This is a genomic window from Hyalangium versicolor, from assembly GCF_020103695.1.
Taxonomy (GTDB): domain Bacteria; phylum Myxococcota; class Myxococcia; order Myxococcales; family Myxococcaceae; genus Hyalangium; species Hyalangium versicolor.
Genome location: NZ_JAHXBF010000012.1, coordinates 118,227 through 139,348, shown reverse-complemented (window position 1 = coordinate 139,348; position 21,122 = coordinate 118,227). Strand labels below are relative to the sequence as shown.

Below are 21,122 nucleotides of genomic sequence, written 5' to 3'. Positions count from 1 at the left end.
TTGAACACAGCCTCACAGGGCGGAGTGGCGCTGGAGACGCGGTCGCTCTAAAACCCGAGATGGACCCCGAAGGCCAGTGAGGATGGCGCACCCGCGATGCAGGATGAGCGGAACTCCCCAGAGATGATCACGGAGGAAGACGATCCGTTGCTGGGGACGCAGCTCGGCAGCTTCCGGCTCGTGCGGAGGCTGGGGCGGGGCGGCATGGGGACGGTGTACCTCGGGGAGCACGTCTCCATTGGCAGCCGCATGGCCGTGAAGGTGCTGCACGAGCATCTGGCGGCCTACCCGGAGCTCGTCCAGCGCTTCCACGCCGAGGCGCGGGCGGTGAATCTGATCGGCCACGAGAACATCGTTAGCATCTTCGATCTGAACGCCGCGCCGCCGCGTCCCTACCTGATCATGGAGTACCTGGAGGGGGTGCCGCTGTCCTCGATGGTGGGCGTGCCGGTGCGGGCCGAGGTGTGGATCCCCATCCTGGCGCAGGCCTGCGAGGCGCTGTACGCGGCCCACCAGCGCGGCATCGTCCACCGCGATCTGAAGCCGGACAACATCTTCCTGGTCCAGCGGGCCAAGGGCGCGCCGCCATTCGTGAAGGTGCTGGACTTCGGCATCGCCAAGCTCATCGACGGGGCGGGCCCGCAGACGCAGGCGGGCATCATCGTGGGGACGCCGGAGTACATGTCTCCCGAGCAGTCTCGCAGCCAGCGCCTGGATGGGCGGGCGGATGTCTACTCGTTGGGAGTGATCGCCTACCAGCTCGCCACGGGGCAGCTCCCCTTCACCGAGGAGGGCACTGCCGCCCAGCTCGTGGCGCACCAGACGCTTCCTCCGCCTCCGCCTCGGTCCATCTTCGCGGGCGTGTCTCCGCCCGTCGAGGCGGTGATCCTGCGCTCGCTCGCCAAGGCCCTGACGGACCGGTACGAGAATGCCCTGGCCCTGAAGGCCGCCCTGGAAGGAGCGTTGGCCGCTGAGCTCAGCGGTGGCCCGTTCCCCGAGCCGCCTCCGCCTCCCGCGCCGGTCGTGGCGCCTCCGCCCGTGGCGCCTCCACCCGCGCCACCCGTGGCTGCACCTTCGTTCCCTGTCGCCGCGCCTGCGCCGCCTGTTTCCGCGCCTGTGCATGCGCCTCCTCCCGTGCCCGGCGCCGGGCGGGATACGCCTTCTCGGCGCCATGCCCGGCCCGTGGAGCTGCCGGCCCGCGTGGTGCTCCGTCCGGGGGCTCCGCCGGAGCGGATGGTGTGCTCGGACATTGCTCGAGGTGGACTGTTTCTGCGCACGCAGGGGGAGCTGCCGCAGCTCTTCTCCCGGGTGCAGGTCACCCTGGAGCTGGCGCGCGGGCCTCTGACGTCCACCTGCGAGGTGGTGCGCCTGGTGACGCCCGAGCAGGCCCGGCTCTGGGGGATGGCACCGGGCTTTGGGGTGCAGTTCCTCGAAGCTCCTCCGGATTTCAAGGCCGCCGTGGCCCAACTGCTCAAGGGCGGCACGGGGAATACTCCGCTCGCTGTCACCGGACAGGCGGGGGACGCCGAGGCTTCCAGTCTGTTGGAGGGCTATAGGGCGAACCTCCAGAAAGACCACTACTCCCTGCTCACGCTCCCGCAGGACTCGAGTTTCGAGGCTGTCCGGGCGCGGGTGCGTGTGGCGCTCGCGGAACTGGAGGGGCTGCGGGGCCGGCCGCTCTCGAATGCCCAGCGCTCGCTGCTGGAGTCAGTGCTCACCCGAGTCCGGGATGCGGGCGAGACGCTGGCGAACGTCCCCCGCAGGGCCATGTACGACGCGTTGCTGGGCAACTTCCGAGGAGTCGAGAGCTGCCTGTCCGCGGGGCTCACCGTGACGCAGATGGAGAGCCTGCGCCGGGACTTCCTGGTGCGGCGCCCGAACGCGGCGGGCACGGCGCGCGTCCACATCCTCACGGGCAATGCCTTCGAGAAGAACGGCCAGCTGGCGAGGGCCGTGGAGGCCTACGAGCGGGGGTTGGCCGTGGATCCGCTCGATCTCGCGCTTCTTCAGCGCTACCGCGCTCTGCGAAGGGCACTGGCTCAGCGCGCCCCCCCCTGAGCACTTGCCTCCGGAGACGAAGAGGGCCTGAGCACCCAAGCGGGTCTCAGGCCCCTTCACCACCCGAGTCGCGGCTTACTGGGCCTTGTGAGCCTTGTAGGCCTTGAGGATGGATTCGGCCTTGGCAGGCATGCTCGCGCCGGTCGCACCACACTGATCGCTCACATTCGCGAGCGGGAGGGCACATGCCAGGAACGAGGTGGCGAAGGCGTCCTCGGTGCTCGGGCTGCACTTGTCCAGCTTGTCAACGCAATCCACGAAGGACTCGATCGCCTTCTTGTCGCTGTCGGAGCACTTGTCGAGGCTGTCCTCGCACTGCTTGATCTCGGAATCCGTCGGCTCATCGACAGTGGAATCGCTGAGGTCGGGGCAGCCCTTGATCTTGTCGTTCAAGGTACTGAAGCTGTCCGCAAAATCGTCGCACAAAGACCCACTGCACCCCACCATCGACAGAGAGACCACCGCCAACGCACAAACCAACCGCTTCATCTGCATGCTCCTTTGGGTCGAAACTGCATACTGCGGGGCGCATCCTAATCGGTTCTTGCTTCCTGGCTAGGGGGGCAGCCGGGCAGGCAGGAGGGCGGGCCGGGCGAAGAGGTGTGGGCTGGGGCCCTTCATACCCTTGACTCGCCCGATCATCTCTCGTAGATCGGCCCTCCTTTGCGTGATCGGGCGGCCAGCCGTCCGAAATGCGCGGTGGTTTTCACGGGTTGACCCAACCCGACTCGACAGAGGGTTCTACGATGTACGCAGTCATTCGCACGGGCGGTAAGCAGTACCGCGTGGCCGAGGGCGATGTCCTCCGCATCGAGAAGGTTGCGGGCGATGTTGGCACCGAGGTGACGTTCAACGACATCCTCTTGCTGGGCGGCACGGACTCCCCGAAGGTGGGGCGGCCGACCGTCGAAGGCGCCAAGGTGGTGGGGAAGATCCTCGCGCAGGACAAGCACCGCCGCGTCCTCCACTTCCGCAAGGAGAAGGAGGGCTGGACGCGCCGCCGGGGCCACCGTCAGCCGTACACCGAGGTCAAGGTTACCTCCATCGCCGGCTAGTTCCGGTTCCCACTCTTCCCGAGCGCCGCGAGGCGCCCGGTTCTCGCAGGACAGGTGTCATGGCTCACAAAAAGGGACAGGGTTCGTCTCGCAACGGTCGCGACTCGAACGCGCAGCGCCGCGGCGTCAAGGTGTTCGGCGGCGAAGAGGTATCGGCGGGGAGCATCCTCGTGCGGCAGCTCGGTACGGTCATCCACCCCGGCACCAACGTGAAGCTGGGGCGTGACTACACGCTCTATTCCACGGTGGATGGGGTGGTGAAGTACGAGCGCCACGGGCGTGACCGGAAGAAGGTCTCGGTCTACCCGGCTCAGGCGAGCGCCTAGTCGGTTCACCCACGGGCCTGCCTTGGTGCGGGCCTGGCTGCATTCGAGCGGGTCGCTCCCGGTCCAGGCGCCAGAAGGCGGCTGGGCACGAGGGCGGCCCGTTCTGCGTTTCCGAAGCAGGTTTCCCCGGGAGCGGGGAGAGGCATCACCATGAAATTCGTCGACGAGGTTCGCATCTTCGTGAAGGCCGGTGACGGTGGGCACGGCGCCGTCGCCTTCCGGCGGGAGAAGTTCATTGAGCGCGGTGGCCCCAGCGGCGGGGACGGGGGGAACGGCGGCTCGGTCATCTTCGTGGGGGATCCGCAGCTGACCACGCTGTTGGACTTCCGCTATCAGCAGCACCACCGCGCGAAGAACGGCGAGAACGGGATGGGGAGCGACTGTAACGGCCGCGCCTCGGATGATCTGATCCTCAAGGTTCCGGCGGGTACGTTGATCCGCGACGCGAACTCGGGCGAGTTGCTGGTGGACCTGAGCGATCCGGGCCAGCGCTTCGTGGCGGCGCAGGGCGGGCGTGGGGGCCTGGGAAACATGAACTTCGCCACCTCCACGCGGCAGACGCCTCGCTTCGCGCAGGATGGGACGAAGGGCGAGGAGCGCACGCTGATCCTGGAGCTGAAGCTCCTGGCGGACGTGGGGTTGCTGGGCTTCCCGAATGCGGGCAAGAGCACGCTGATCTCGCGAGTGAGCCGGGCGCGGCCGAAGATCGCAGACTACCCGTTCACCACGCTGGTGCCGAACCTGGGCATGGTCCAGTACAAGGACAACCTGTCCTTCGTGATGGCGGACATCCCTGGGCTGATCGAGGGAGCCAGCGAGGGCGTGGGATTGGGGCACCAGTTCCTGCGCCACGTGGAGCGGTGCAAGGTGTTGATCCACCTCATCGACATGGGGGCGGAGGGCGAGGGCCGCGATCCGGTGAAGGACTTCGACATCCTCAACCGCGAGTTGGAGAAGTACAGCGAGACGTTGGCGAAGAAGCCTCAAGTGGTGGCGCCCAACAAGCTGGATCTGACGGATGCGCCCGGGCGTCTGGAGGCGTTTACCGCCGAGATGCGCAAGCGGGGCCTGGCGGTGTTTCCCGTGTCCTGCGCCACGGGTGAAGGCATGCAGGCGCTGCTGGACGTGACGGCCGAGGTGCTCTTCACCGGCCGGGCGGACAAGCTGCACGTGGAGCCGCCCGCGAAGCCGGTGAAGAAGACGGTCCCTGCGAAGAAGGCAGTGGCGGAGGTCAAAGCTCCGGCGCGGAAGGCTCCCGCGAAGAAGGCAGCGACTGAGGTCAAGGCTCCGGTGCGGAAGACTCCTGCCAAGAAAGCAACTGCTACCCGGAAGGCGCCGCTGAAGAAGGCCGCGACGAAGAAAGCCGCGACGAAGAAAGCCGCGACGAAGAAAGCCGCGACGAAGAAGGCCGCGACGAAGAAGGCGGGAGTGGGCATGAAGGCCCCCGCGCGCGCCGGAGCAAAGCCTGCGGCGAAGAAGGCGGTTCGCGCGAAGGGGCGGAGGTCGTGACGCCATGAGTGGAGGCGGCCCCCGCTACGAGCCCTTCGAGAAGAAGCCCGTCGAGCCGGAGTCGTTTCTTCTCGATGTGCGCAAGGAGAAGATCGATCGCGTGGTGGAGCAGCGGACGCGGACCTTCACGGTGGTGTTGGACCGCCTGGAGGACAGCTTCAACATGGCGGCGGTGCTACGCACCTGCGAGGCCATGGGCGTGCAGGAGGTGCACGTTGTCATCAACCCGGAGGCGCCGTTCCTGCCGAACTCGCGAGTGGCGCAGGGCTGCGACAAGTGGCTGGACGTGAAGCTGTACAAGTCCTTCGCCGAGTGCCGTGAGCACCTCAAGGGGCGCGGTTTCTCGCTGTACGCGTCGGCGATCCAGGAGGGGGCCTCGAGCCTCTACTCACTGCGGTTCGACTCGAAGGTGGCGATCATCTTCGGCAACGAGCGCTTCGGAGTGAGCGAGGAAGTGCTCTCGGGCGTGGACGGGGCGTTCTGGATTCCGATGCGGGGCTTCAGCCAGAGCATCAACATCTCGGCGGCGGCCTCGGCGTGCATCAGCCGGGCGATCGCGTGGCGGGAGGAGCACCTGGGGAAGGTAGGAGACCTGACAGCCGAGGAGGCGCAGGTGCTCCGGGAGCGCTTCTATGTGCTGGCTGTCAAGCAAAGGAAGCGGATTTTCAAGGGAAAGCAGCCGTGAATCAGCGAGCCTGGGGGCTCGTCTGAAGCGATAGAAGCCATCACGGGCCTTCGGGGCCCGCTCGGAGATCGCACCACCATGCTCATCGAGACCTTGCTCGTGTCCCTGCTGACCGCGCAGACCGCGCCTCAGACGCAGCCGGCGCCGAAGCCCGCGGTGGCCGCCGAATCCAAACCCGCGCCTGCAACCCCCAAGGCCGCCACCGCGTCGAAGGGCAGCATTGCTCCGGACCTCAAGCCGCTCGTGGAGCGGATGCAGGCCTTCTACGAGAAGACGGACGACTTCAAGGCGGCCTTCAAGCAGGACTACAAGTACAAGACCTTCCGCCGGACGCAGACCTCGACGGGCACGGTGACGTACAAGAAGCCGGGGCTGATGCGGTGGGAGTACGAGAAGCCCTCGGCGCGCACGTTCGTGCTGGCGGGCAACAAGGTGTACGCATACGACCCGGAGGGGCAGAGCCTTACGGTCGGCAGCGTGGACACCAGCAAGCTGTCGGCATCGGTGACGTTCCTGTTCGGGCAGGGGCGGTTGGCGGATGAGTTCAACATCACGAAGGGCACGTGCGCGGATTGCAAGGGCACGCTCCTGATGCTGGACCCGGTGAGCCCGGATCCTCGTTTCAAGCAGGTGCGCCTGGAGGTGGATTCGAAGACGGCCCAGGTGCTCAAGAGCACGGTGGTGGACCCGGATGGGAGCGAGAACACCATCGCCTTCGTGGATCTGAAGACGAACGTGGGGATCGCGGCGGACAGCTTCAAGATCAACCCGCCCGAGGGCACGCGCGTCGAAGACTTCACCAAGCAGGGCAAGTAGCTCGCCGTGCGCCGCGCGCTCCTCGTGGCTCTGTGGTTGTGGGCCGGCTGCCACCGGAGCACTGCTCCTGTGCCCGAGCAGGGTGGCTTCGCGGGCCGGACCTTTCCGCTTATCTCCTCGCCGGCCCTGCGCCTGTCGCTCGAGGGCAGTCTGGGAGGAAAGCAGGTGCCGGTCCTGTTGGATGTGGACCGGCAGCTCTCCCTGGTCGCGGCGGGTTGCTTCGAGGGAAAGCCTCCGCAGCCTGAGGGGAAGGTTCGTGCTCTCGAGCCCGGTGGCATGAAGGAATGGGCCATGGTGCCGCTGCCGGGGCTTCGGGTGGGGGATGTTTCCCTGTTCAGGCTCTCGGCGGGGCTCACGGGCGATAAGTTCTGCTCCGTCACGTTGGGGGCGGATGTGCTTGCTCCATACGCGCTCACGGTGGAACCGCTGCGTCGGGAGGTAACCTTCACCGCGTCGCGCTCCCGAGAGGCGTACATGGCCGAGCTCTCCGCGGCGAATGCAGACCCCTCGCAAGAGACGCACCTGCTGGAACTGAGTCGCGAGCCTACGGGAGATTGGCCATTGCTGGCGGCTCGGGTGACGCAGGGAGGAGCGCGGCTCACGGGCCCCTTCGTCCTCTCGACGCGCGATCCGTTCTCCCGGATTGCGCTGGGGCCCGCGCAGGCTCAGGGGCTGCGTCCGCTGGAGACGGTGGCCGGGCTGCCCGTGAGAGCTCTTCCGGTGGACTCGGTGGAGGTGGCGGAAGGGGTGGGCGTGCGCCCCATCATCTTCGAAACGGGAGTGTGGAACTCGCCCAGCTCGCTCGGACGCCTGGGGCCGGATGTGTGGGGCCACTTCCGTGCGACCATCGATGCGCAGGCGGGAGTGCTTCTGCTCCGTCGGCCCCGGGTCCTCGCCTCGGGGGACCGCCAACGCTGCGCTCGAGCTGGCACCGAGAGTTTCGATGACGAGTCCTGCTACGCGTTGCACACGCGCCGGGAGCTGGACGGGTCGATCTCACTGTCCACGACGGTGTACCGGGATCTTCCCGAAGGTGGACGGGTTCATGTCGAGCCCCTGGGAGAGGACGGGAAGCCCCTGCAGACGGGATGCAGCGTGGGATTCACCTTCATGGCGACGAGCCGAGGCGCGACGACGCAGCACCGCATTCCGTGGCCTTCGTTGGCCCAGTCCATGCCGGAGTGCTACGCGCAGCTCTCGACGGTGCGGAGCTACGCACTGTCGCTCTTCGAGGACGGAAGCCTGCCAGAGTGCCCGCTGACGTGTGCCTTCATCCAGGAGCCGACCTCGAGGCATCCAGTTTGCGAATGCCAGGAGACACCACTTGGAGAGGGCATGAGTGCGGCGGCGCGCAAGCCTTCGGCCTCACAGCCGCCTCCCCCTGAGGAGAGGCCGCTGGAACCCGAGGATCCGAAGTAGTGCCTTGTGCCGAAGGGCGACGCGGGCAATCCCATGTCGATTTTGGGCAGCCATCAAGAGAGGTTTGACTAACATGGGTTCCAACCTCAAGGGGGTGGGGATGCCTGTTGTCGATCTTCTCTTTCCAGCGCGGTCAGGAGTCATTCCAATCGACCACGGTTACCTGCTTTTTTCCGCATTGGCGGCGCGCATTCACACGCTGCATGAGCGTCAGGACATCGGTATCTTCAATCTCCGCGGAGAGAATACCGTGGGGGAGTCGCTCTACCTCGGACGCGGGACGATGCGGCTGCGCTGCCCAGCCGAGGCGATCCCCTTGTTCCTGGGACTGGTAGGCAGTCCGCTCGATCTGGCGGGAAGGCATGTGACGTTGGGGCCGCCCACGATCCGGGCCCTTGAGCCTGTGGCACGGCTTAGCGCGAGGATCGTCACGTTCAAGCACTCGGTGGAAGAAGGAACCTTCCGTGCCACGGCCCAACGGTTCATCGAGGAACTCACGGGCACGTCTTGTTCTCTTCAGGTGGTAAGGCGGCGCATCGTCACCATTGCCGGTACCAAGGTGGTGGGCTTCGGGCTTGAACTAGAAGACCTGAAGCCCGAGTCATCCATGGTGCTCCAAGAAAAGGGATTGGGGGGCCGACGGCACATGGGGTGTGGCCTTTTCCTCCCCAAGCGTGCCTCCCGTTAGAGGCGCTTCCCCTGAGAAGACGACAGCTTATTGCGAAGGCGTCCACACCCAGGCGGATTCGGGAGGCTCAATGGTAGGCATGTCGACGGGCGCCATGAGGGCTGTTTGTGTCCGGCTGCTATCCAGGCGATTGATGCTCACAGTGAGTCTGGCTGAGCCCACGCGAGGGCCAGAGTCTAGCGCCAAGTGCTGCAACCAGAAGGTTGGAGGAGGCTGCACGAGCAGATCCAGTCGATCAAATAAGAAATTGTTGTCTCCCGCGAATGGCAATCCATAGCGGCGCTCGGGCAGTCGCCCTTGAAGCCCCATCTCCACGCGCTCCACGAGGTGTAGTTCGTCCGTCTCGAACCCCATGACACAGTCGAGCCCGATGAGCACTTCCCTTCGGACAGGCGCTATCCAATACTTGGAGCCGTGGGACCTTCTCTTGAACTCCTTGCCAGAGTTGCCCACAAGATACCCATGCAACTGTTGGTAGAGAGTGCCAACCGAAGGCTCGTGGACGTTGCCAATAGCCAACCGCAGCTTGGGTAGTCCCTCCCGGGTGGAGGTGGTGACTTGGGAACCTGAACTTCGAGACTCGATGCCCGCCAGGTTTAAGAGCAAGCCATATGCCGCCGAGGGTGGAAACGTCCGCGCCGTCGTCCGGTAGACGCCTGCTTGCAGTGGCCGGAATGCCGCAAAGGGCGCACGCGCCCGGAGCCAGAGGCGTTTCATCTCACGCCTCGGAGAAACCGGCGGCACCCATGCCTTCGAGCAGGGTCTGGGGATTCTCGAATAGGTGGGCTTTTGCCGCCTCGAGATGCTTGCGTTGTTCAGGAAGCATCTTGCGAACGATTTCTCCTCCCACCCAGAATTCTGAAGCAGGCAGATCATGGGCGGACAGTCGAGCAAGCTCAGGAAAGTCACCCGACTCTGTGAAGCCGTAGGTGTCGAACCCGGCAACGAGCCCTGGAGTCAGTCGTGCTACGACGCTCCGAGGCGCCATCTCGTAGAAACTGCGCGCGTGGCCTCCCGCCACCTGGGAGAGTTGGCCTATCGCACGGAGGAGCGAAAGGACCCACTGCTTGCCGCTGGTGGTCTCGAGGCAATCCCCCAGCGCTAGGGCGAACGGGTACTGATACGCAGTGTAGGCCACCTCTCGGTGGAGCAGCGCAGAAGACGAGGCGTTCTTCCAAGGGCTCTCCCCCCCATTTAGAGGGGACTGGTGGAACGTTGCGTCGAAGCGATAGGGAGACAGCGCAACGGCCATGTTCATGCGAAGCACGCTGTCTCGCTTGGAGGGCTGTTTCGGGTGCTGTTTGATCGCACCCTTGTCCGCGACCATGAAACCAAAGAGGAAGTCGTCCGCGTACTTGTTCGCGTTGGGGAACTCCTTGAATTCCACCGCGAGTTGCTCTGCATCGTGCAACCGTCGCCGATTCATGGGAAGCCCCCAGCCGGAGAGCATCTCCCGGAGCGCGTTGCGCATCGATTCGGGACTGATCACCGTGTGCTCGGCACCGATTTTGGAGATCTTTTGCAGAACGGTGCGATTCTCCTCGCTCTCCCCTCGGTAGTTCGAACTGGGCGCAGCATACGTCAAGACAGAAGCGAACAGATTCTTGGCAGTGGGCATGGCATTCTCTTGGGGCTGGGTCAGCCGTTCGCGCACAATGCGAGGAGCGTGAAGGTCCGAATCTCCTGGGTGCGGTCGTGGAGCGCTCGGGCGAGCACGGCAAAGCGTTCTTTGTTCATGTGATACGTCGCCGAGCATAGGGTGCCGGCGAAGTAGCTGATGAAGTCCTCAGCTCGAGTACGGCTGCGCACGGCCAAGAAGGCATCCTTGGCAATCTTGGAGCGCTTTTGATTGTAGTCGGCTTCTTTCTTTTCATCCCCCTTCACCTTCTCCCACTCCAGGTCGTGCTTGCTCTTGAGTCGCTGGAGCACGTAGTGGCGCACCAATTGGTAGACCAACTGCTCTTCGCTAGGGATTTCCACCTGGCTGTCGGATTGCATTGAGTCCTCGCTGTTCTCATGGAGGGTAAGCCGGGCATCATGCCGGAAAGTAGCCGAGCCAATGGTCTGCGCATAGGGCGTGGCGCGCAGCAGTCGGTCGAACCCGGTATACTGCGGTTGCTGTGAAACGAGGTTGATCAGAATCCGTCTGCGGAAATGAGGGTCCCACAGTTGCCGGCGCCAGGTGGTATACTCGTCTAGCATCGGTTGGTCTGGCACAAGCCGGGAGGTGCTTAGGATGCGGATGTTGTTGCCCTCACGTGCCAGATGGAAGACTTCGTAGCCGAGCACCAAGCTGCTCGTGACGTGGCCACCTTCCTTCCGGCCGATGCGCTGTGCCAGGCGGTAGGCGAGATCCAATGCACTCTCCGCCGGAACATCGATGACCGCTTCGCGGGGGCGGTAGCCTTGAGCCTCTGGCTTGCGGTCGGCGAGCACTTGATGCAGGCCGTCGCAGAAAGAGGCCAACTTTGACACGTCAGGAATGGCCAGCGCGAAGCCGTTGCTGAGCTTAGCCCGGGCCTTCCCTGTCTCGTCCACCTCCACCTCCTGGGGTACATACACTTGCGCGGCGTAGGGCCAGAAATGAAGCAGGAATTGGAAGCGAGCACGGTCTTTGAATGAGACGTTGTCGGCAGTGCTCTCCATGGCTCCTAGGAAGTAGGTGCTGGGGAGATCCACCGCCGCGTCCGGCGCGTGCGCCAGTTGCTTCCAGAGGTCGTCCGCATCTTGCGTGTTCCGCTGGTCAGCTCGGGCCTCGAAGGGCTTCCGCGTAGCGGGTACGCCTCGGAGCGTGTTCCACACCATGTCCCGCCACAGCTTTACCCATAAACCCCGGCCTCCAGAGGCTGTATCGCGATCCGCTAGGTAGGCTGCCTTGGGCACCACCGCAGGGTAGATATAGAAGGTTTTCTTCTTGACTTTGCCTGCTGCGTCTTTCACCTCGCGCGTCTCCTCGCGGAGGGGGAGAATAGGCTTTCCCTTCTTGTCCTTGCGGATCTTGCTGTCGGGCTGGTCCTCCTTGGTTGCTCCGTACAGTTCGTCCAGGAGTCGCCGCAGTCCAGGCAGGTCTACGTCAAGGATGACGCCGTGCTCCTCCAGTGCCGTCAGAGTGCAGATCCCTGAAAAGGCATTGCGCTCCAGCCACCGCACAAGCAGCACCAGCCCTGCGAGTCCTGCGCGATGCTGTGTCGAGGGGAGCTCCGCCAGGCGGTAGGTGAGATGCAAGCATTCAGGCTGGGCGATGGAAACAGGGGCCTTGGCTTTTGCTACTGCGCTCCTGGCTCGTGCCGCCATGTTCAAGACTCCTTGGATGTCTCCTCCAGGAAACCACGGCGCGTATCATACTGGGAATTCGAAGCCACGCGTAGATATCTGGGGAGCCATGGCGGACATTCCTCCACAGGTTGGATGGCTCGCCGGGGCACTGGCACTACCCACCCGTCGATGGGCTGTTGACGTTCGCATGCGGCTCGGATGTAGGGCAAGTCCTTGTCGAGGACGCACGGTACGGAGTGCTCATCCCCATCTCGCAACGTTCCCGGCAGGGCAAAATAGCCGCCTTCCAGAAATCGGGCGTGTCCATCCGCTCGGGCCTCGGGCGAGGCGCACTGCTCCAGCAACTCCGTCAGGCGCCGCTGGCTGACATTTGTTGAGCCGAGCTCGACCAAGAACTTTTCCGTGTCTTGGAACTGCTCTCGGCTGTAGGGCTGCACTGATTTGGGAGCATAGACATACACTTGCGCGATGAAAGCACCCTCGGGTCGAGGGTGTCGATTGGCTCTGCCGAGTCGCTGAATCAACGAGGGGATGGGGGCCACTTCGGTGATGAGGACATCCGCGTCAAGATCCAGGCTCATTTCAGCGACTTGTGTGGTGACAGCAACGCACGCAGGTTGGTTCGGCCGGAAGGCCTCCACCGTCTCGCGGTGGCGCTCCTGCCTGTGTTCCAGCTTGAAGCGACTATGGTAGCACAACACCTCCCTTCCAAGGGAGGACTCAAGCTCAAAGGCGACCTCTTGGCAGCGCTTGACTTGATTCACCACCCAGAGCACCCGCTGTCCGGCGGCATACGCTTGGTGTGCGCGCTGCAAGGCCTGCGTCACGCCATCAAGCCGGTGTACCCGGTAACGATGCTGGCACTCCTTGTCTTCCAGGTCTCGAAATTGCGCCCGGTGCTCGGCTCGTGGGTAGCTCTCAAGGCCCAGGTGCTCCAACTGCTGGCGTCGGCTAGGGGGCAGGGTTGCTGTCATGCACAGCACCGGTGTCCTGAATTCCCTGAGGAAGGCTATTAGGTTGGCGAAGAGGCTCGGGTCGAAGCTGTGGACTTCATCGATGATGACGGCGCTGTCGGCGAGCACAGGGAGCAGACAGGTGCTGGCGTACTGATGTTCCAGGAATCCCAGGAACTGATCCACCGTGGCACTGAAGAAGCGCTTGGGCCAATGCCGGAGTGCGAAGAGTCGTTCCTGGGCTTCATCCACTGCTAGAGACTTGCCCTCCAATGCCTCCGGAGGGTTTTCCGCGATTGCTTCCAACTCAAACCGAGCGCTGGAGTGCACCAGCGCCGCCTCTGCCTCTGGCGCCCAGCCTACGTAATCGCGGAAGCCTTCGGTGGCGGTGCCGCGCGTAGGGTACAAGAACAAGATCCGGCCAACGGGATCTCGGCGCACCTGGGCTTGTGCCCATCGCCATGCCGCCATCGTCTTTCCTGCCCCGCACGCAGCCAGCAGCAGCGCTCGGGGGCCGAGAGAGGCCGCGGCTTCCTGAAAGGCATGGAACTGAAACGGACGTTTCCGGCTCAACTGCGCAATGCGAGGCTCCAGGATCTTGGAGGAGATCTCGTCCGGCCCGAGCGGTTCGCGATGCGCGACGCCGTCGATCCAGTCTCGGAGATGGAGGCCCTCTCGCACGAGCGCCGAGGCAACGGTATCTGCGGCAATCAGCCCTGCCTTCACCGCCAACAGCAGGCGCTTGCGCAGGATGTTCCCTCGTAGGTCCTGCCAGAGGGTGACGGCTGTTTGGCGGCCCTGGGTATAACACTGATTCCAAGTTGGGTCGGGCCAGGTCAAGGCCTTGACTTCGGGCGGGGTGGACAGTCCAGCTAGGTGGGCAATGCGCTCGAACACCCGCCGGACCTCGGGGTGGTGGAAGAACAAACCGACGCGGCCCGAGCGGCGGGCCTCGCACCACCTGTAGTTCCCCTCCTGGGAGGACGCCTTGAAGTGATGAGAGAGCACGGCGGCGGTGAGTACGTCTGGATCAAGTCGCTCCGATAGCCATCCGCGCACCTGCGGCACATGCAGCAGCAGGGCGCTCAGATGCTCGTGCCGTACGATCTGGCCCTTCTGTTTGGCTCCCTGCTGTACCGCCTCCAAGAAGCCGGTGTTGGCCTTGCCAAGATCATGGAGAAGTCCTGCTATCTGAAGATGCAGGAGAAAGGCAGAGTGCTGCCTGGCGTCCAACTGAAACATTCGGCACCAGGCCTGTCCCCAGCGCCTGTCCAACCTGAATAGATGGTGTGCGGCTTCCGCTGTATCCAGCGAATGCTGCTCCAGCGTGAGGGTGAGGTGAGCCTTGGGTGATTTGGCCAGCAGGTGAGGGGGCAGATCTAGGCTCATGTGCGCCCATTCTTTGGGTTTTCTCCATGAGCTGCAAGACACGATGAGGACGACAGGCGCAGCGGCAAGCGTTCACTGGGTTGTCCCGTTGCCTCCCTACGGATAAGGTAGGACACTACCGATGCAACCACAGGGGTAAGCAATGTCCATTCAGGCAGGGACGGGAACACAGTCCATCCGCGTACACGCGCTCCACGCTCTGGCGTACTGCGAGCGGCTCTTCTACTTGGAGGAGGTGGAGGAGATTCGCGTCGCGGATGCATCGGTGTACGCGGGACGGCGGCTACACGTCGAACTGGCAGAGGACGGCGAGCGGGTGGAACTGGAGTTGTCCAGCGAGGCTGCAGGGCTTCATGGCAAGGTGGACGCCTTGCGCCGGCGTGACGGCGTGCTGGTGGTTCATGAGCACAAGCGCGGCAGGCCCGCCCCGGGAGAGAACGGGCCCGAGGCGTGGCCGAGCGACCGGCTTCAGGTGGGCGCCTACGCGGTACTCGCCGAGGAGCGCTTCCCTGGCATTCCCATCGAGTGCCGCGTGCGCTACCACCAACAGGACACCACGGTGCGTTTCCCCCTGGACGAGGCGCTGCGTCAATTGGTGAGAGAAGCGGTGGCGCGTGCTCGGGACCTTCGCGCTCGAACCGAGCGCCCTCCCGTGACGAAGGAAGAGCGCAAGTGCGCAAAGTGCTCCCTGGCTCCGGTGTGTCTCCCAGAGGAGGAGCGCGTCCACGCCGAGGGCGAGGCCCTCCCACGGCTCTTTCCCGAGGACGATGTCCGGCAGGTGCTGCATGTCACGGTGCCCGGGACACGGGTAGGGCGCGAGGCGGAGCAACTCGTCATTGTTCCTCCCCAAGGGGAAGGGGAGGAGGTGCGAGTGCCGGTCCGCACGGTGGCCGCACTCATCTCTCATGGTGCCGTGCAGGTGAGCGCACAGGCGCTCGCTCTGTGTGTGCACCAGGCCATTGGAGTGCACTGGTTCACCGCTGGGGGGCGTTACCTGGGAGGTCTGGGAGGAGGCGCCGGGAATGTGCAGAGGAGATTGCGGCAATATGAGGCCCTGCGGCAAGAGCAGGTCTGCCTGGGACTCGCCAGGCGGTTGGTGCTCGCGAAGTTGGAAGGACAACTTCGCTTCCTGCTGCGGGCCTCGCGCGGCGAACCCGAGGCTCGCGCCGATGTGGCTACGGCCGTGAGAGATCTTCGCGCATTGCTCCCCCAGTGCCTCGAGGCCGGCTCGTTGGATTCACTGAGGGGGCTGGAGGGGGCTGGAGCTGCTCGCTACTTCGGGGCGTTGCCCTCACTGCTCAGCGACGAGGTCGATGCTCGGCTGCGCTTCGAAGGACGCAACCGCCGCCCTCCCAAGGACAGGTTCAACGCGGTACTCGGTTTTCTGTACGGACTGGTACACCGCGAGGTGGAGGCAGCCGTCATCTCCGTGGGGCTGGATCCTGCGTTCGGGTTCTACCACCAGCCCCGCAGTGCGGCGGGCCCGTTGGGGTTGGATCTGATGGAGCAGTTTCGTGTGCCGCTGGTCGATATGCCGCTGATTGCCTCGATCAACCGGCGGGCTTGGAACCCGGAAGAGGACTTCGAGGTCACACCCGAGCACGTCTGGTTGAGCCGTGTGGGGAGGGCCAAGGCCATCGAGTTGTATGAGCGGCGCAAGCGCGAGACGTGGAAGCACAACGTCCTGGGCTACTCTCTGAGCTACTCACGGCTGGTGGAACTGGAAGTGCGGTTGCTGGAGAAGGAGTGGACAGGCCGCCCGGGGCTCTTCGCGACATTCAGGTTGAGGTGAGCCATGGCGGAGCCCAGACGTTGGTACCTCTTCACCTACGATATCCGCAACCCGAAGCGGTGGCGCAAGGTGTACGAGCTCATGAGGGGGTATGGGGAGCGGCTTCAGTTGTCGGTGTTTCGGTGCTCGTTGAACGATCGGGATCGGGAGAAGTTGCGCTGGGAACTGGCCCAGGTGATGGCCGAAGAAGACACGCTGCTGGTCCTCGGCTTGTGCGGCAGCTGTGTGGAGCGGGTGAGGGCCATCAACCCGAAGGAAGGGTGGCCCGAGGATCCCGCGCCGTTTCGTGTACTATGAAGCATTCATGCACCCAGGCATGGCGAAGCAGGGACAGGCGCCATCAAGGAAAAAAGCATGGAAGGTCGAGGGGTTGGGGTTCTTTGGCACGTGAATAGATGCTTGAAAGGAGGTTCCTCAATGATGATGATGGGTTGGGAGGTGCCAGCCCGTGCAACTGGGATGAACTCTGATGGCGCGATGTGGTTCATGAAAGGTGGAGGTCTAAGTCCGCAGAATAACGAGGGATTTGACACGGGCTGTCCCGCTCGCCGTGATGCCGGAAGGCGTTGAGCACCCCCAGGCAAGGCGCGGACTGAACTTTCCACGCTGTCCCGCTCGCCGTGATGCCGGAAGGCGTTGAGCACCCCGGTACGCCGGGATCCCCGTCTTCGTGAAACAGATGGGGTCCCGCTCGCCGTGATGCCGGAAGGCGTTGAGCACGGATCCCCCAGCTTCCAGATCGAGCTGCCTGGGGACTTGTCCCGCTCGCCGTGATGCCGGAAGGCGTTGAGCACGTGATCGGCGAACTCTTTGCGCAGGCACCAGCACGTCCCGCTCGCCGTGATGCCGGAAGGCGTTGAGCACACACCAAGGGGTTCGATCCCCAGTCGTCCATCTCTGATGTCCCGCTCGCCGTGATGCCGGAAGGCGTTGAGCACACGCCGGTCCCAAGGACGCGCGCCGAGGGAGGGACGCGTCCCGCTCGCCGTGATGCCGGAAGGCGTTGAGCACCCGTACTGGGGCTTGCGATCAGGGGCCGCGTCGAGGTCCCGCTCGCCGTGATGCCGGAAGGCGTTGAGCACTACGCGCCCATCGTGCGCAAGACCGCGCTCCAGAGTCCCGCTCGCCGTGATGCCGGAAGGCGTTGAGCACCACTCCTGGAGAGACTGAAGCATGATCTGGGCCTGTCCCGCTCGCCGTGATGCCGGAAGGCGTTGAGCACATTACATGGTTCGGCAGGCTCCCCGGACCCCAAAGTCCCGCTCGCCGTGATGCCGGAAGGCGTTGAGCACACGCCCGTCACGTACTCCAGCGAGAGGGAGGCGCCGTCCCGCTCGCCGTGATGCCGGAAGGCGTTGAGCACCGGCTGCTGCTGCGCAACTTTCCCAAGGCGCGGCAGGGTCCCGCTCGCCGTGATGCCGGAAGGCGTTGAGCACTACTGGCCGCGCTCGATCGGATTCTCCTGCGCCCACTGTCCCGCTCGCCGTGATGCCGGAAGGCGTTGAGCACTCGCGGGTGACGTGGAACCTCCGGCAGCGGGCATGGTCCCGCTCGCCGTGATGCCGGAAGGCGTTGAGCACAGCCGGATGAGGGCGAGGCTCCCGAGAGCGAGGAGGAGGTCCCGCTCGCCGTGATGCCGGAAGGCGTTGAGCACTCAGCATTGCCCCGGAGAAGAACCGGAAGCAGTGGGAGTCCCGCTCGCCGTGATGCCGGAAGGCGTTGAGCACCTGTCGCATTCCTTGCCAACCACGCTGAATGGTCGTCCCGCTCGCCGTGATGCCGGAAGGCGTTGAGCACTCGTTCCCGAACGCCTGCACTGCGTCGAACGTCGGTCCCGCTCGCCGTGATGCCGGAAGGCGTTGAGCACCAGTACGCCCAGCCGCAGCAGCAGCAGATGGTGCAGTCCCGCTCGCCGTGATGCCGGAAGGCGTTGAGCACGATTCTTGAGCTTGCCGGTCTTGTCCGACGGCATTCGGAGTCCCGCTCGCCGTGATGCCGGAAGGCGTTGAGCACGACGCAATCTCGCTGACGCACAAGGAGACACCGGTCCCGCTCGCCGTGATGCCGGAAGGCGTTGAGCACTTCTTCAGGTTGCCATCCGAGACGGAGGCAAGCTGGTCCCGCTCGCCGTGATGCCGGAAGGCGTTGAGCACCTATCCGCCCGCTGAAACGAGACGTGTCCGCCATGTCCCGCTCGCCGTGATGCCGGAAGGCGTTGAGCACCTCCCGCGTCCGCTGTGGGCGTTGAGTCCTGCAAGGGTCCCGCTCGCCGTGATGCCGGAAGGCGTTGAGCACAGGAAGTGGAGAATGCGCGCAATGCGGCGGACGGCGTCCCGCTCGCCGTGATGCCGGAAGGCGTTGAGCACAAAGACTCGAAGATTGAAACCGCAGCCACCTACGGTCCCGCTCGCCGTGATGCCGGAAGGCGTTGAGCACAAGCCCAAGGTGAAGCTATGACTCCTCGCCCCCTGGTCCCGCTCGCCGTGATGCCGGAAGGCGTTGAGCACCCTCCAGCCAGTAGGTAGGCTCCTCTCCCGTTGAGTCCCGCTCGCCGTGATGCCGGAAGGCGTTGAGCACCCAGTCTTCCCGTGCGCGGTGGCGGTGATGGTGAGGTGTCCCGCTCGCCGTGATGCCGGAAGGCGTTGAGCACCTTCAGTCGAGGAACACCCACAAGGTGAGTTTGTAGTCCCGCTCGCCGTGATGCCGGAAGGCGTTGAGCACAGTTCTGGATCACATCCCAGCACGGCAAGGCATAGTCCCGCTCGCCGTGATGCCGGAAGGCGTTGAGCACGATGCAAAACGCAGGCGCTCTGTGTACGCAGAGCAGTCCCGCTCGCCGTGATGCCGGAAGGCGTTGAGCACTTCTCCATCCACCGCTCAAGCCCTGAAAGGCTGTCCTGTCCCGCTCGCCGTGATGCCGGAAGGCGTTGAGCACAGGTGCGTGGCGCGAACGTCTCCGCCGCCTCCTTCGTCCCGCTCGCCGTGATGCCGGAAGGCGTTGAGCACCGGTTTGGTACTCGGAGTATCCCGAGTGGGGAAGGTCCCGCTCGCCGTGATGCCGGAAGGCGTTGAGCACGGAGCCTGTTGCGAGAAATACTCAATCGGCACTTTTCGTCCCGCTCGCCGTGATGCCGGAAGGCGTTGAGCACTCAAGGGGTCGGTTGATGGTGACGGCGGGTGTCCTAGTCCCGCTCGCCGTGATGCCGGAAGGCGTTGAGCACCGGGCTCTGTCCTCGCGAAGATCACCAACGCTCCTGGTCCCGCTCGCCGTGATGCCGGAAGGCGTTGAGCACTCTTGTGCGTCGGTGATCCACAGACGAAGGAGAGTGTCCCGCTCGCCGTGATGCCGGAAGGCGTTGAGCACAAGGACCTGGAAGAGACGTACGGCTCTAACTCGCCGTCCCGCTCGCCGTGATGCCGGAAGGCGTTGAGCACCAAGTCTGGATGGGTACATCGAGCACACGTCATGTTCTAGTCCCGCTCGCCGTGATGCCGGAAGGCGTTGAGCACGAGCAGAGGCCCACGGTGGCTCCGAGCTCACCATTCGTCCCGCTCGCCGTGATGCCGGAAGGCGTTGAGCACGAGAGCGACGCAGTCGGTACACGCCGACTGGTCGAGTCCCGCTCGCCGTGATGCCGGAAGGCGTTGAGCACTACCCCTGTGTGACGCTGTCTCGGATGACGTTTCGTCCCGCTCGCCGTGATGCCGGAAGGCGTTGAGCACAGCCAGCTCGGCGTCTGCTCAACCGGGCCATGAGGGTCCCGCTCGCCGTGATGCCGGAAGGCGTTGAGCACGCGATCAGCTTGGCGAAGTTGCGTTCGTGCTGATGTCCCGCTCGCCGTGATGCCGGAAGGCGTTGAGCACGAACTCCTGGGCGCTGTAGAACGTCACCCAGGTGGGTCCCGCTCGCCGTGATGCCGGAAGGCGTTGAGCACACGTTCACACTGACGGACGTCAACGGTGGCTCGCTGTCCCGCTCGCCGTGATGCCGGAAGGCGTTGAGCACTGCACTCCGCCTGGACAGCGCCGGCCACGTGGTGGGGTCCCGCTCGCCGTGATGCCGGAAGGCGTTGAGCACGGTACCGCTTCCCCACGAAGTGGTACGAGGACGGTCCCGCTCGCCGTGATGCCGGAAGGCGTTGAGCACACAGCAACGGGATGCTGGTCCGGCTTCTCGGCAGTCCCGCTCGCCGTGATGCCGGAAGGCGTTGAGCACTTGACTGCTTCTCGGTCTACTTGTCCGTGGAGAGGTCCCGCTCGCCGTGATGCCGGAAGGCGTTGAGCACTTCGAGACCGTTGCCTCGCGATTGAACCTGTTGGTGTCCCGCTCGCCGTGATGCCGGAAGGCGTTGAGCACATGAAGGACATCTGAGCTTGCAATCCGGTGTCACCGTAGTCCCGCTCGCCGTGATGCCGGAAGGCGTTGAGCACGCGAACTTGTCGCTGAGCTTCACCGACCTGTCGCGTCCCGCTCGCCGTGATGCCGGAAGGCGTTGAGCACAGGCGGACGTGGACGGGCTGAAGGAACTCACCAGTCCCGCTCGCCGTGATGCCGGAAGGCGTTGAGCACGGTGTGGTGGTGCAGTGGCCCATCAGCCCTTCGCATGTCCCGCTCGCCGTGATGCCGGAAGGCGTTGAGCACGGTGTCGTGATCACATGGAGGAGCGGGGAGACAGGTCCCGCTCGCCGTGATGCCGGAAGGCGTTGAGCACCTTCCCAGGCCCTTTTTCCAGAGCGTGGAGATCGCCGGTCCCGCTCGCCGTGATGCCGGAAGGCGTTGAGCACCAGCTCGGTCGGCGCTACACCGGGATCGACCTGGTCCCGCTCGCCGTGATGCCGGAAGGCGTTGAGCACAATGCGCCGAGATCGCCCTTTCAGACCCCACCCCGTCCCGCTCGCCGTGATGCCGGAAGGCGTTGAGCACACGGTGCAGGTTCGCGATGATGCTGTGGTAGTTGTCCCGCTCGCCGTGATGCCGGAAGGCGTTGAGCACCCATGTCTCGAGGCGGGATCTCCCCCACCCCGAGTTGTCCCGCTCGCCGTGATGCCGGAAGGCGTTGAGCACGAGGCCGCCGCGACGATCTCCATCCTCTCAGGCGAGGTCCCGCTCGCCGTGATGCCGGAAGGCGTTGAGCACGGGTATTCCATATTGTATC

Annotated in this window: 15 protein-coding genes and 1 CRISPR repeat array (1 of these 16 only partly in view); of the genes, 10 read left to right on the top strand and 5 right to left on the bottom strand. The window is 64.5% G+C overall.

Going from position 1 to position 21,122, the window contains the following annotated elements; translation table 11 throughout:
• The first annotated feature begins 123 nt into the window (after positions 1-123).
• Positions 124-2,058: a protein kinase domain-containing protein gene (locus KY501_RS24940; RefSeq protein WP_224365829.1), complete on the top strand. Its 1,935-nt coding sequence runs from the start codon at positions 124-126 to the stop codon at positions 2,056-2,058.
• 75 nt (positions 2,059-2,133) lie between these two features.
• Here the strand turns inward: KY501_RS24940 and KY501_RS24935 are convergent, their stop codons facing one another.
• Positions 2,134-2,547, bottom strand: coding sequence for a hypothetical protein (locus tag KY501_RS24935; protein ID WP_224365827.1), 414 nt, complete (start codon positions 2,545-2,547; stop codon positions 2,134-2,136).
• Positions 2,548-2,804: 257 nt separating this feature from the next.
• Here KY501_RS24935 and rplU point away from each other — a divergent pair, with 257 nt between their 5' ends.
• The 7 genes from rplU (at position 2,805) to cas6 (ending at position 8,556) form a co-directional block, all read left to right on the top strand.
• Entirely contained in the window at positions 2,805-3,113 is a 309-nt protein-coding gene (rplU, locus tag KY501_RS24930) for a 50S ribosomal protein L21 (RefSeq protein WP_224365825.1), read from the top strand.
• A 59-nt stretch (positions 3,114-3,172) separates the two neighbouring features.
• The gene (gene rpmA / locus KY501_RS24925) at positions 3,173-3,439 is read left to right on the top strand and encodes a 50S ribosomal protein L27 (RefSeq protein ID WP_224365823.1); all 267 of its coding nucleotides are present in this window, start codon (positions 3,173-3,175) and stop codon (positions 3,437-3,439) included.
• Between the two features lie 150 nt (positions 3,440-3,589).
• Entirely contained in the window at positions 3,590-4,948 is a 1,359-nt protein-coding gene (gene obgE, locus KY501_RS24920) for a GTPase ObgE (RefSeq protein WP_224365822.1), read from the top strand.
• A gap of 4 nt (positions 4,949-4,952) precedes the next feature.
• A complete protein-coding gene (locus KY501_RS24915) occupies positions 4,953-5,633 on the top strand; it encodes a TrmH family RNA methyltransferase (protein WP_224365820.1) in 681 nt (226 codons plus the stop codon).
• 78 nt (positions 5,634-5,711) lie between these two features.
• A complete protein-coding gene (gene lolA / locus KY501_RS24910; protein WP_224365818.1) occupies positions 5,712-6,449 on the top strand; it encodes an outer membrane lipoprotein periplasmic chaperone LolA in 738 nt (245 codons plus the stop codon).
• Between the two features lie 6 nt (positions 6,450-6,455).
• Positions 6,456-7,868, top strand: a complete 1,413-nt coding sequence (locus tag KY501_RS24905) for a hypothetical protein (protein WP_224365816.1) — start codon at positions 6,456-6,458, stop codon at positions 7,866-7,868.
• Between the two features lie 73 nt (positions 7,869-7,941).
• On the top strand, positions 7,942-8,556 hold the full coding sequence (gene cas6 / locus KY501_RS24900; RefSeq protein ID WP_224365814.1) for a type I-MYXAN CRISPR-associated protein Cas6/Cmx6: 615 nt from the start codon (positions 7,942-7,944) through the stop codon (positions 8,554-8,556).
• Between the two features lie 27 nt (positions 8,557-8,583).
• On the opposite strand, the gene cas5 is transcribed toward cas6, so the two are convergent.
• Genes cas5 through cas3 form a run of 4 tightly spaced genes read right to left on the bottom strand, consistent with a single transcriptional unit; the run spans position 8,584 to position 14,174 of the window.
• Positions 8,584-9,273 carry a type I-MYXAN CRISPR-associated protein Cas5/Cmx5/DevS gene (gene cas5 / locus KY501_RS24895; protein WP_224365812.1) on the bottom strand — a complete coding sequence of 230 codons (690 nt, stop codon included), beginning with the start codon at positions 9,271-9,273 and terminating at the stop codon, positions 8,584-8,586.
• Between the two features lies 1 nt (position 9,274).
• On the bottom strand, positions 9,275-10,174 hold the full coding sequence (locus KY501_RS24890; RefSeq protein WP_224365810.1) for a type I-B CRISPR-associated protein Cas7/Cst2/DevR: 900 nt from the start codon (positions 10,172-10,174) through the stop codon (positions 9,275-9,277).
• 20 nt (positions 10,175-10,194) lie between these two features.
• Entirely contained in the window at positions 10,195-11,850 is a 1,656-nt protein-coding gene (gene cmx8, locus KY501_RS24885; RefSeq protein ID WP_224365808.1) for a type I-MYXAN CRISPR-associated protein Cmx8, read from the bottom strand.
• Between the two features lie 2 nt (positions 11,851-11,852).
• The gene (gene cas3 / locus KY501_RS24880) at positions 11,853-14,174 is read right to left on the bottom strand and encodes a CRISPR-associated helicase Cas3' (RefSeq protein WP_224365806.1); all 2,322 of its coding nucleotides are present in this window, start codon (positions 14,172-14,174) and stop codon (positions 11,853-11,855) included.
• A gap of 142 nt (positions 14,175-14,316) precedes the next feature.
• Between cas3 and KY501_RS24875 the strand changes: the two genes are divergently transcribed.
• Together KY501_RS24875 and cas2 are read left to right on the top strand one after the other, a co-directional pair.
• Positions 14,317-15,966: a type I-MYXAN CRISPR-associated endonuclease Cas4/Cas1 gene (locus tag KY501_RS24875; RefSeq protein WP_224365804.1), complete on the top strand. Its 1,650-nt coding sequence runs from the start codon at positions 14,317-14,319 to the stop codon at positions 15,964-15,966.
• Positions 15,967-15,969: 3 nt separating this feature from the next.
• Positions 15,970-16,263 (top strand): CRISPR-associated endonuclease Cas2, encoded by a 294-nt coding sequence (gene cas2, locus KY501_RS24870; protein ID WP_224365802.1) that lies wholly within the window; start codon positions 15,970-15,972, stop codon positions 16,261-16,263.
• Positions 16,264-16,504: 241 nt separating this feature from the next.
• Positions 16,505-21,122: a CRISPR direct-repeat array (repeat unit 36 nt; unit sequence GTCCCGCTCGCCGTGATGCCGGAAGGCGTTGAGCAC); it runs 14,981 nt beyond the window's last position.

Bases quoted from the DNA above. Each gene is read 5' to 3' on its own strand.
- obgE (WP_224365822.1), top strand. From the start codon at position 3,590: ATGAAATTCGTCGACGAGGTTCGCATCTTCGTGAAGGCCGGTGACGGT.
- cas6 (WP_224365814.1), top strand. From the start codon at position 7,942: ATGGGTTCCAACCTCAAGGGGGTGGGGATGCCTGTTGTCGATCTTCTC.
- KY501_RS24940 (WP_224365829.1), top strand. From the start codon at position 124: ATGATCACGGAGGAAGACGATCCGTTGCTGGGGACGCAGCTCGGCAGC.
- cmx8 (WP_224365808.1), bottom strand. From the start codon at position 11,850: ATGGCGGCACGAGCCAGGAGCGCAGTAGCAAAAGCCAAGGCCCCTGTT.
- KY501_RS24935 (WP_224365827.1), bottom strand. From the start codon at position 2,547: ATGAAGCGGTTGGTTTGTGCGTTGGCGGTGGTCTCTCTGTCGATGGTG.
- cas3 (WP_224365806.1), bottom strand. From the start codon at position 14,174: ATGAGCCTAGATCTGCCCCCTCACCTGCTGGCCAAATCACCCAAGGCT.
- KY501_RS24875 (WP_224365804.1), top strand. From the start codon at position 14,317: ATGTCCATTCAGGCAGGGACGGGAACACAGTCCATCCGCGTACACGCG.
- KY501_RS24890 (WP_224365810.1), bottom strand. From the start codon at position 10,174: ATGCCCACTGCCAAGAATCTGTTCGCTTCTGTCTTGACGTATGCTGCG.
- rplU (WP_224365825.1), top strand. From the start codon at position 2,805: ATGTACGCAGTCATTCGCACGGGCGGTAAGCAGTACCGCGTGGCCGAG.
- cas5 (WP_224365812.1), bottom strand. From the start codon at position 9,273: ATGAAACGCCTCTGGCTCCGGGCGCGTGCGCCCTTTGCGGCATTCCGG.
- cas2 (WP_224365802.1), top strand. From the start codon at position 15,970: ATGGCGGAGCCCAGACGTTGGTACCTCTTCACCTACGATATCCGCAAC.
- lolA (WP_224365818.1), top strand. From the start codon at position 5,712: ATGCTCATCGAGACCTTGCTCGTGTCCCTGCTGACCGCGCAGACCGCG.
- rpmA (WP_224365823.1), top strand. From the start codon at position 3,173: ATGGCTCACAAAAAGGGACAGGGTTCGTCTCGCAACGGTCGCGACTCG.
- KY501_RS24915 (WP_224365820.1), top strand. From the start codon at position 4,953: ATGAGTGGAGGCGGCCCCCGCTACGAGCCCTTCGAGAAGAAGCCCGTC.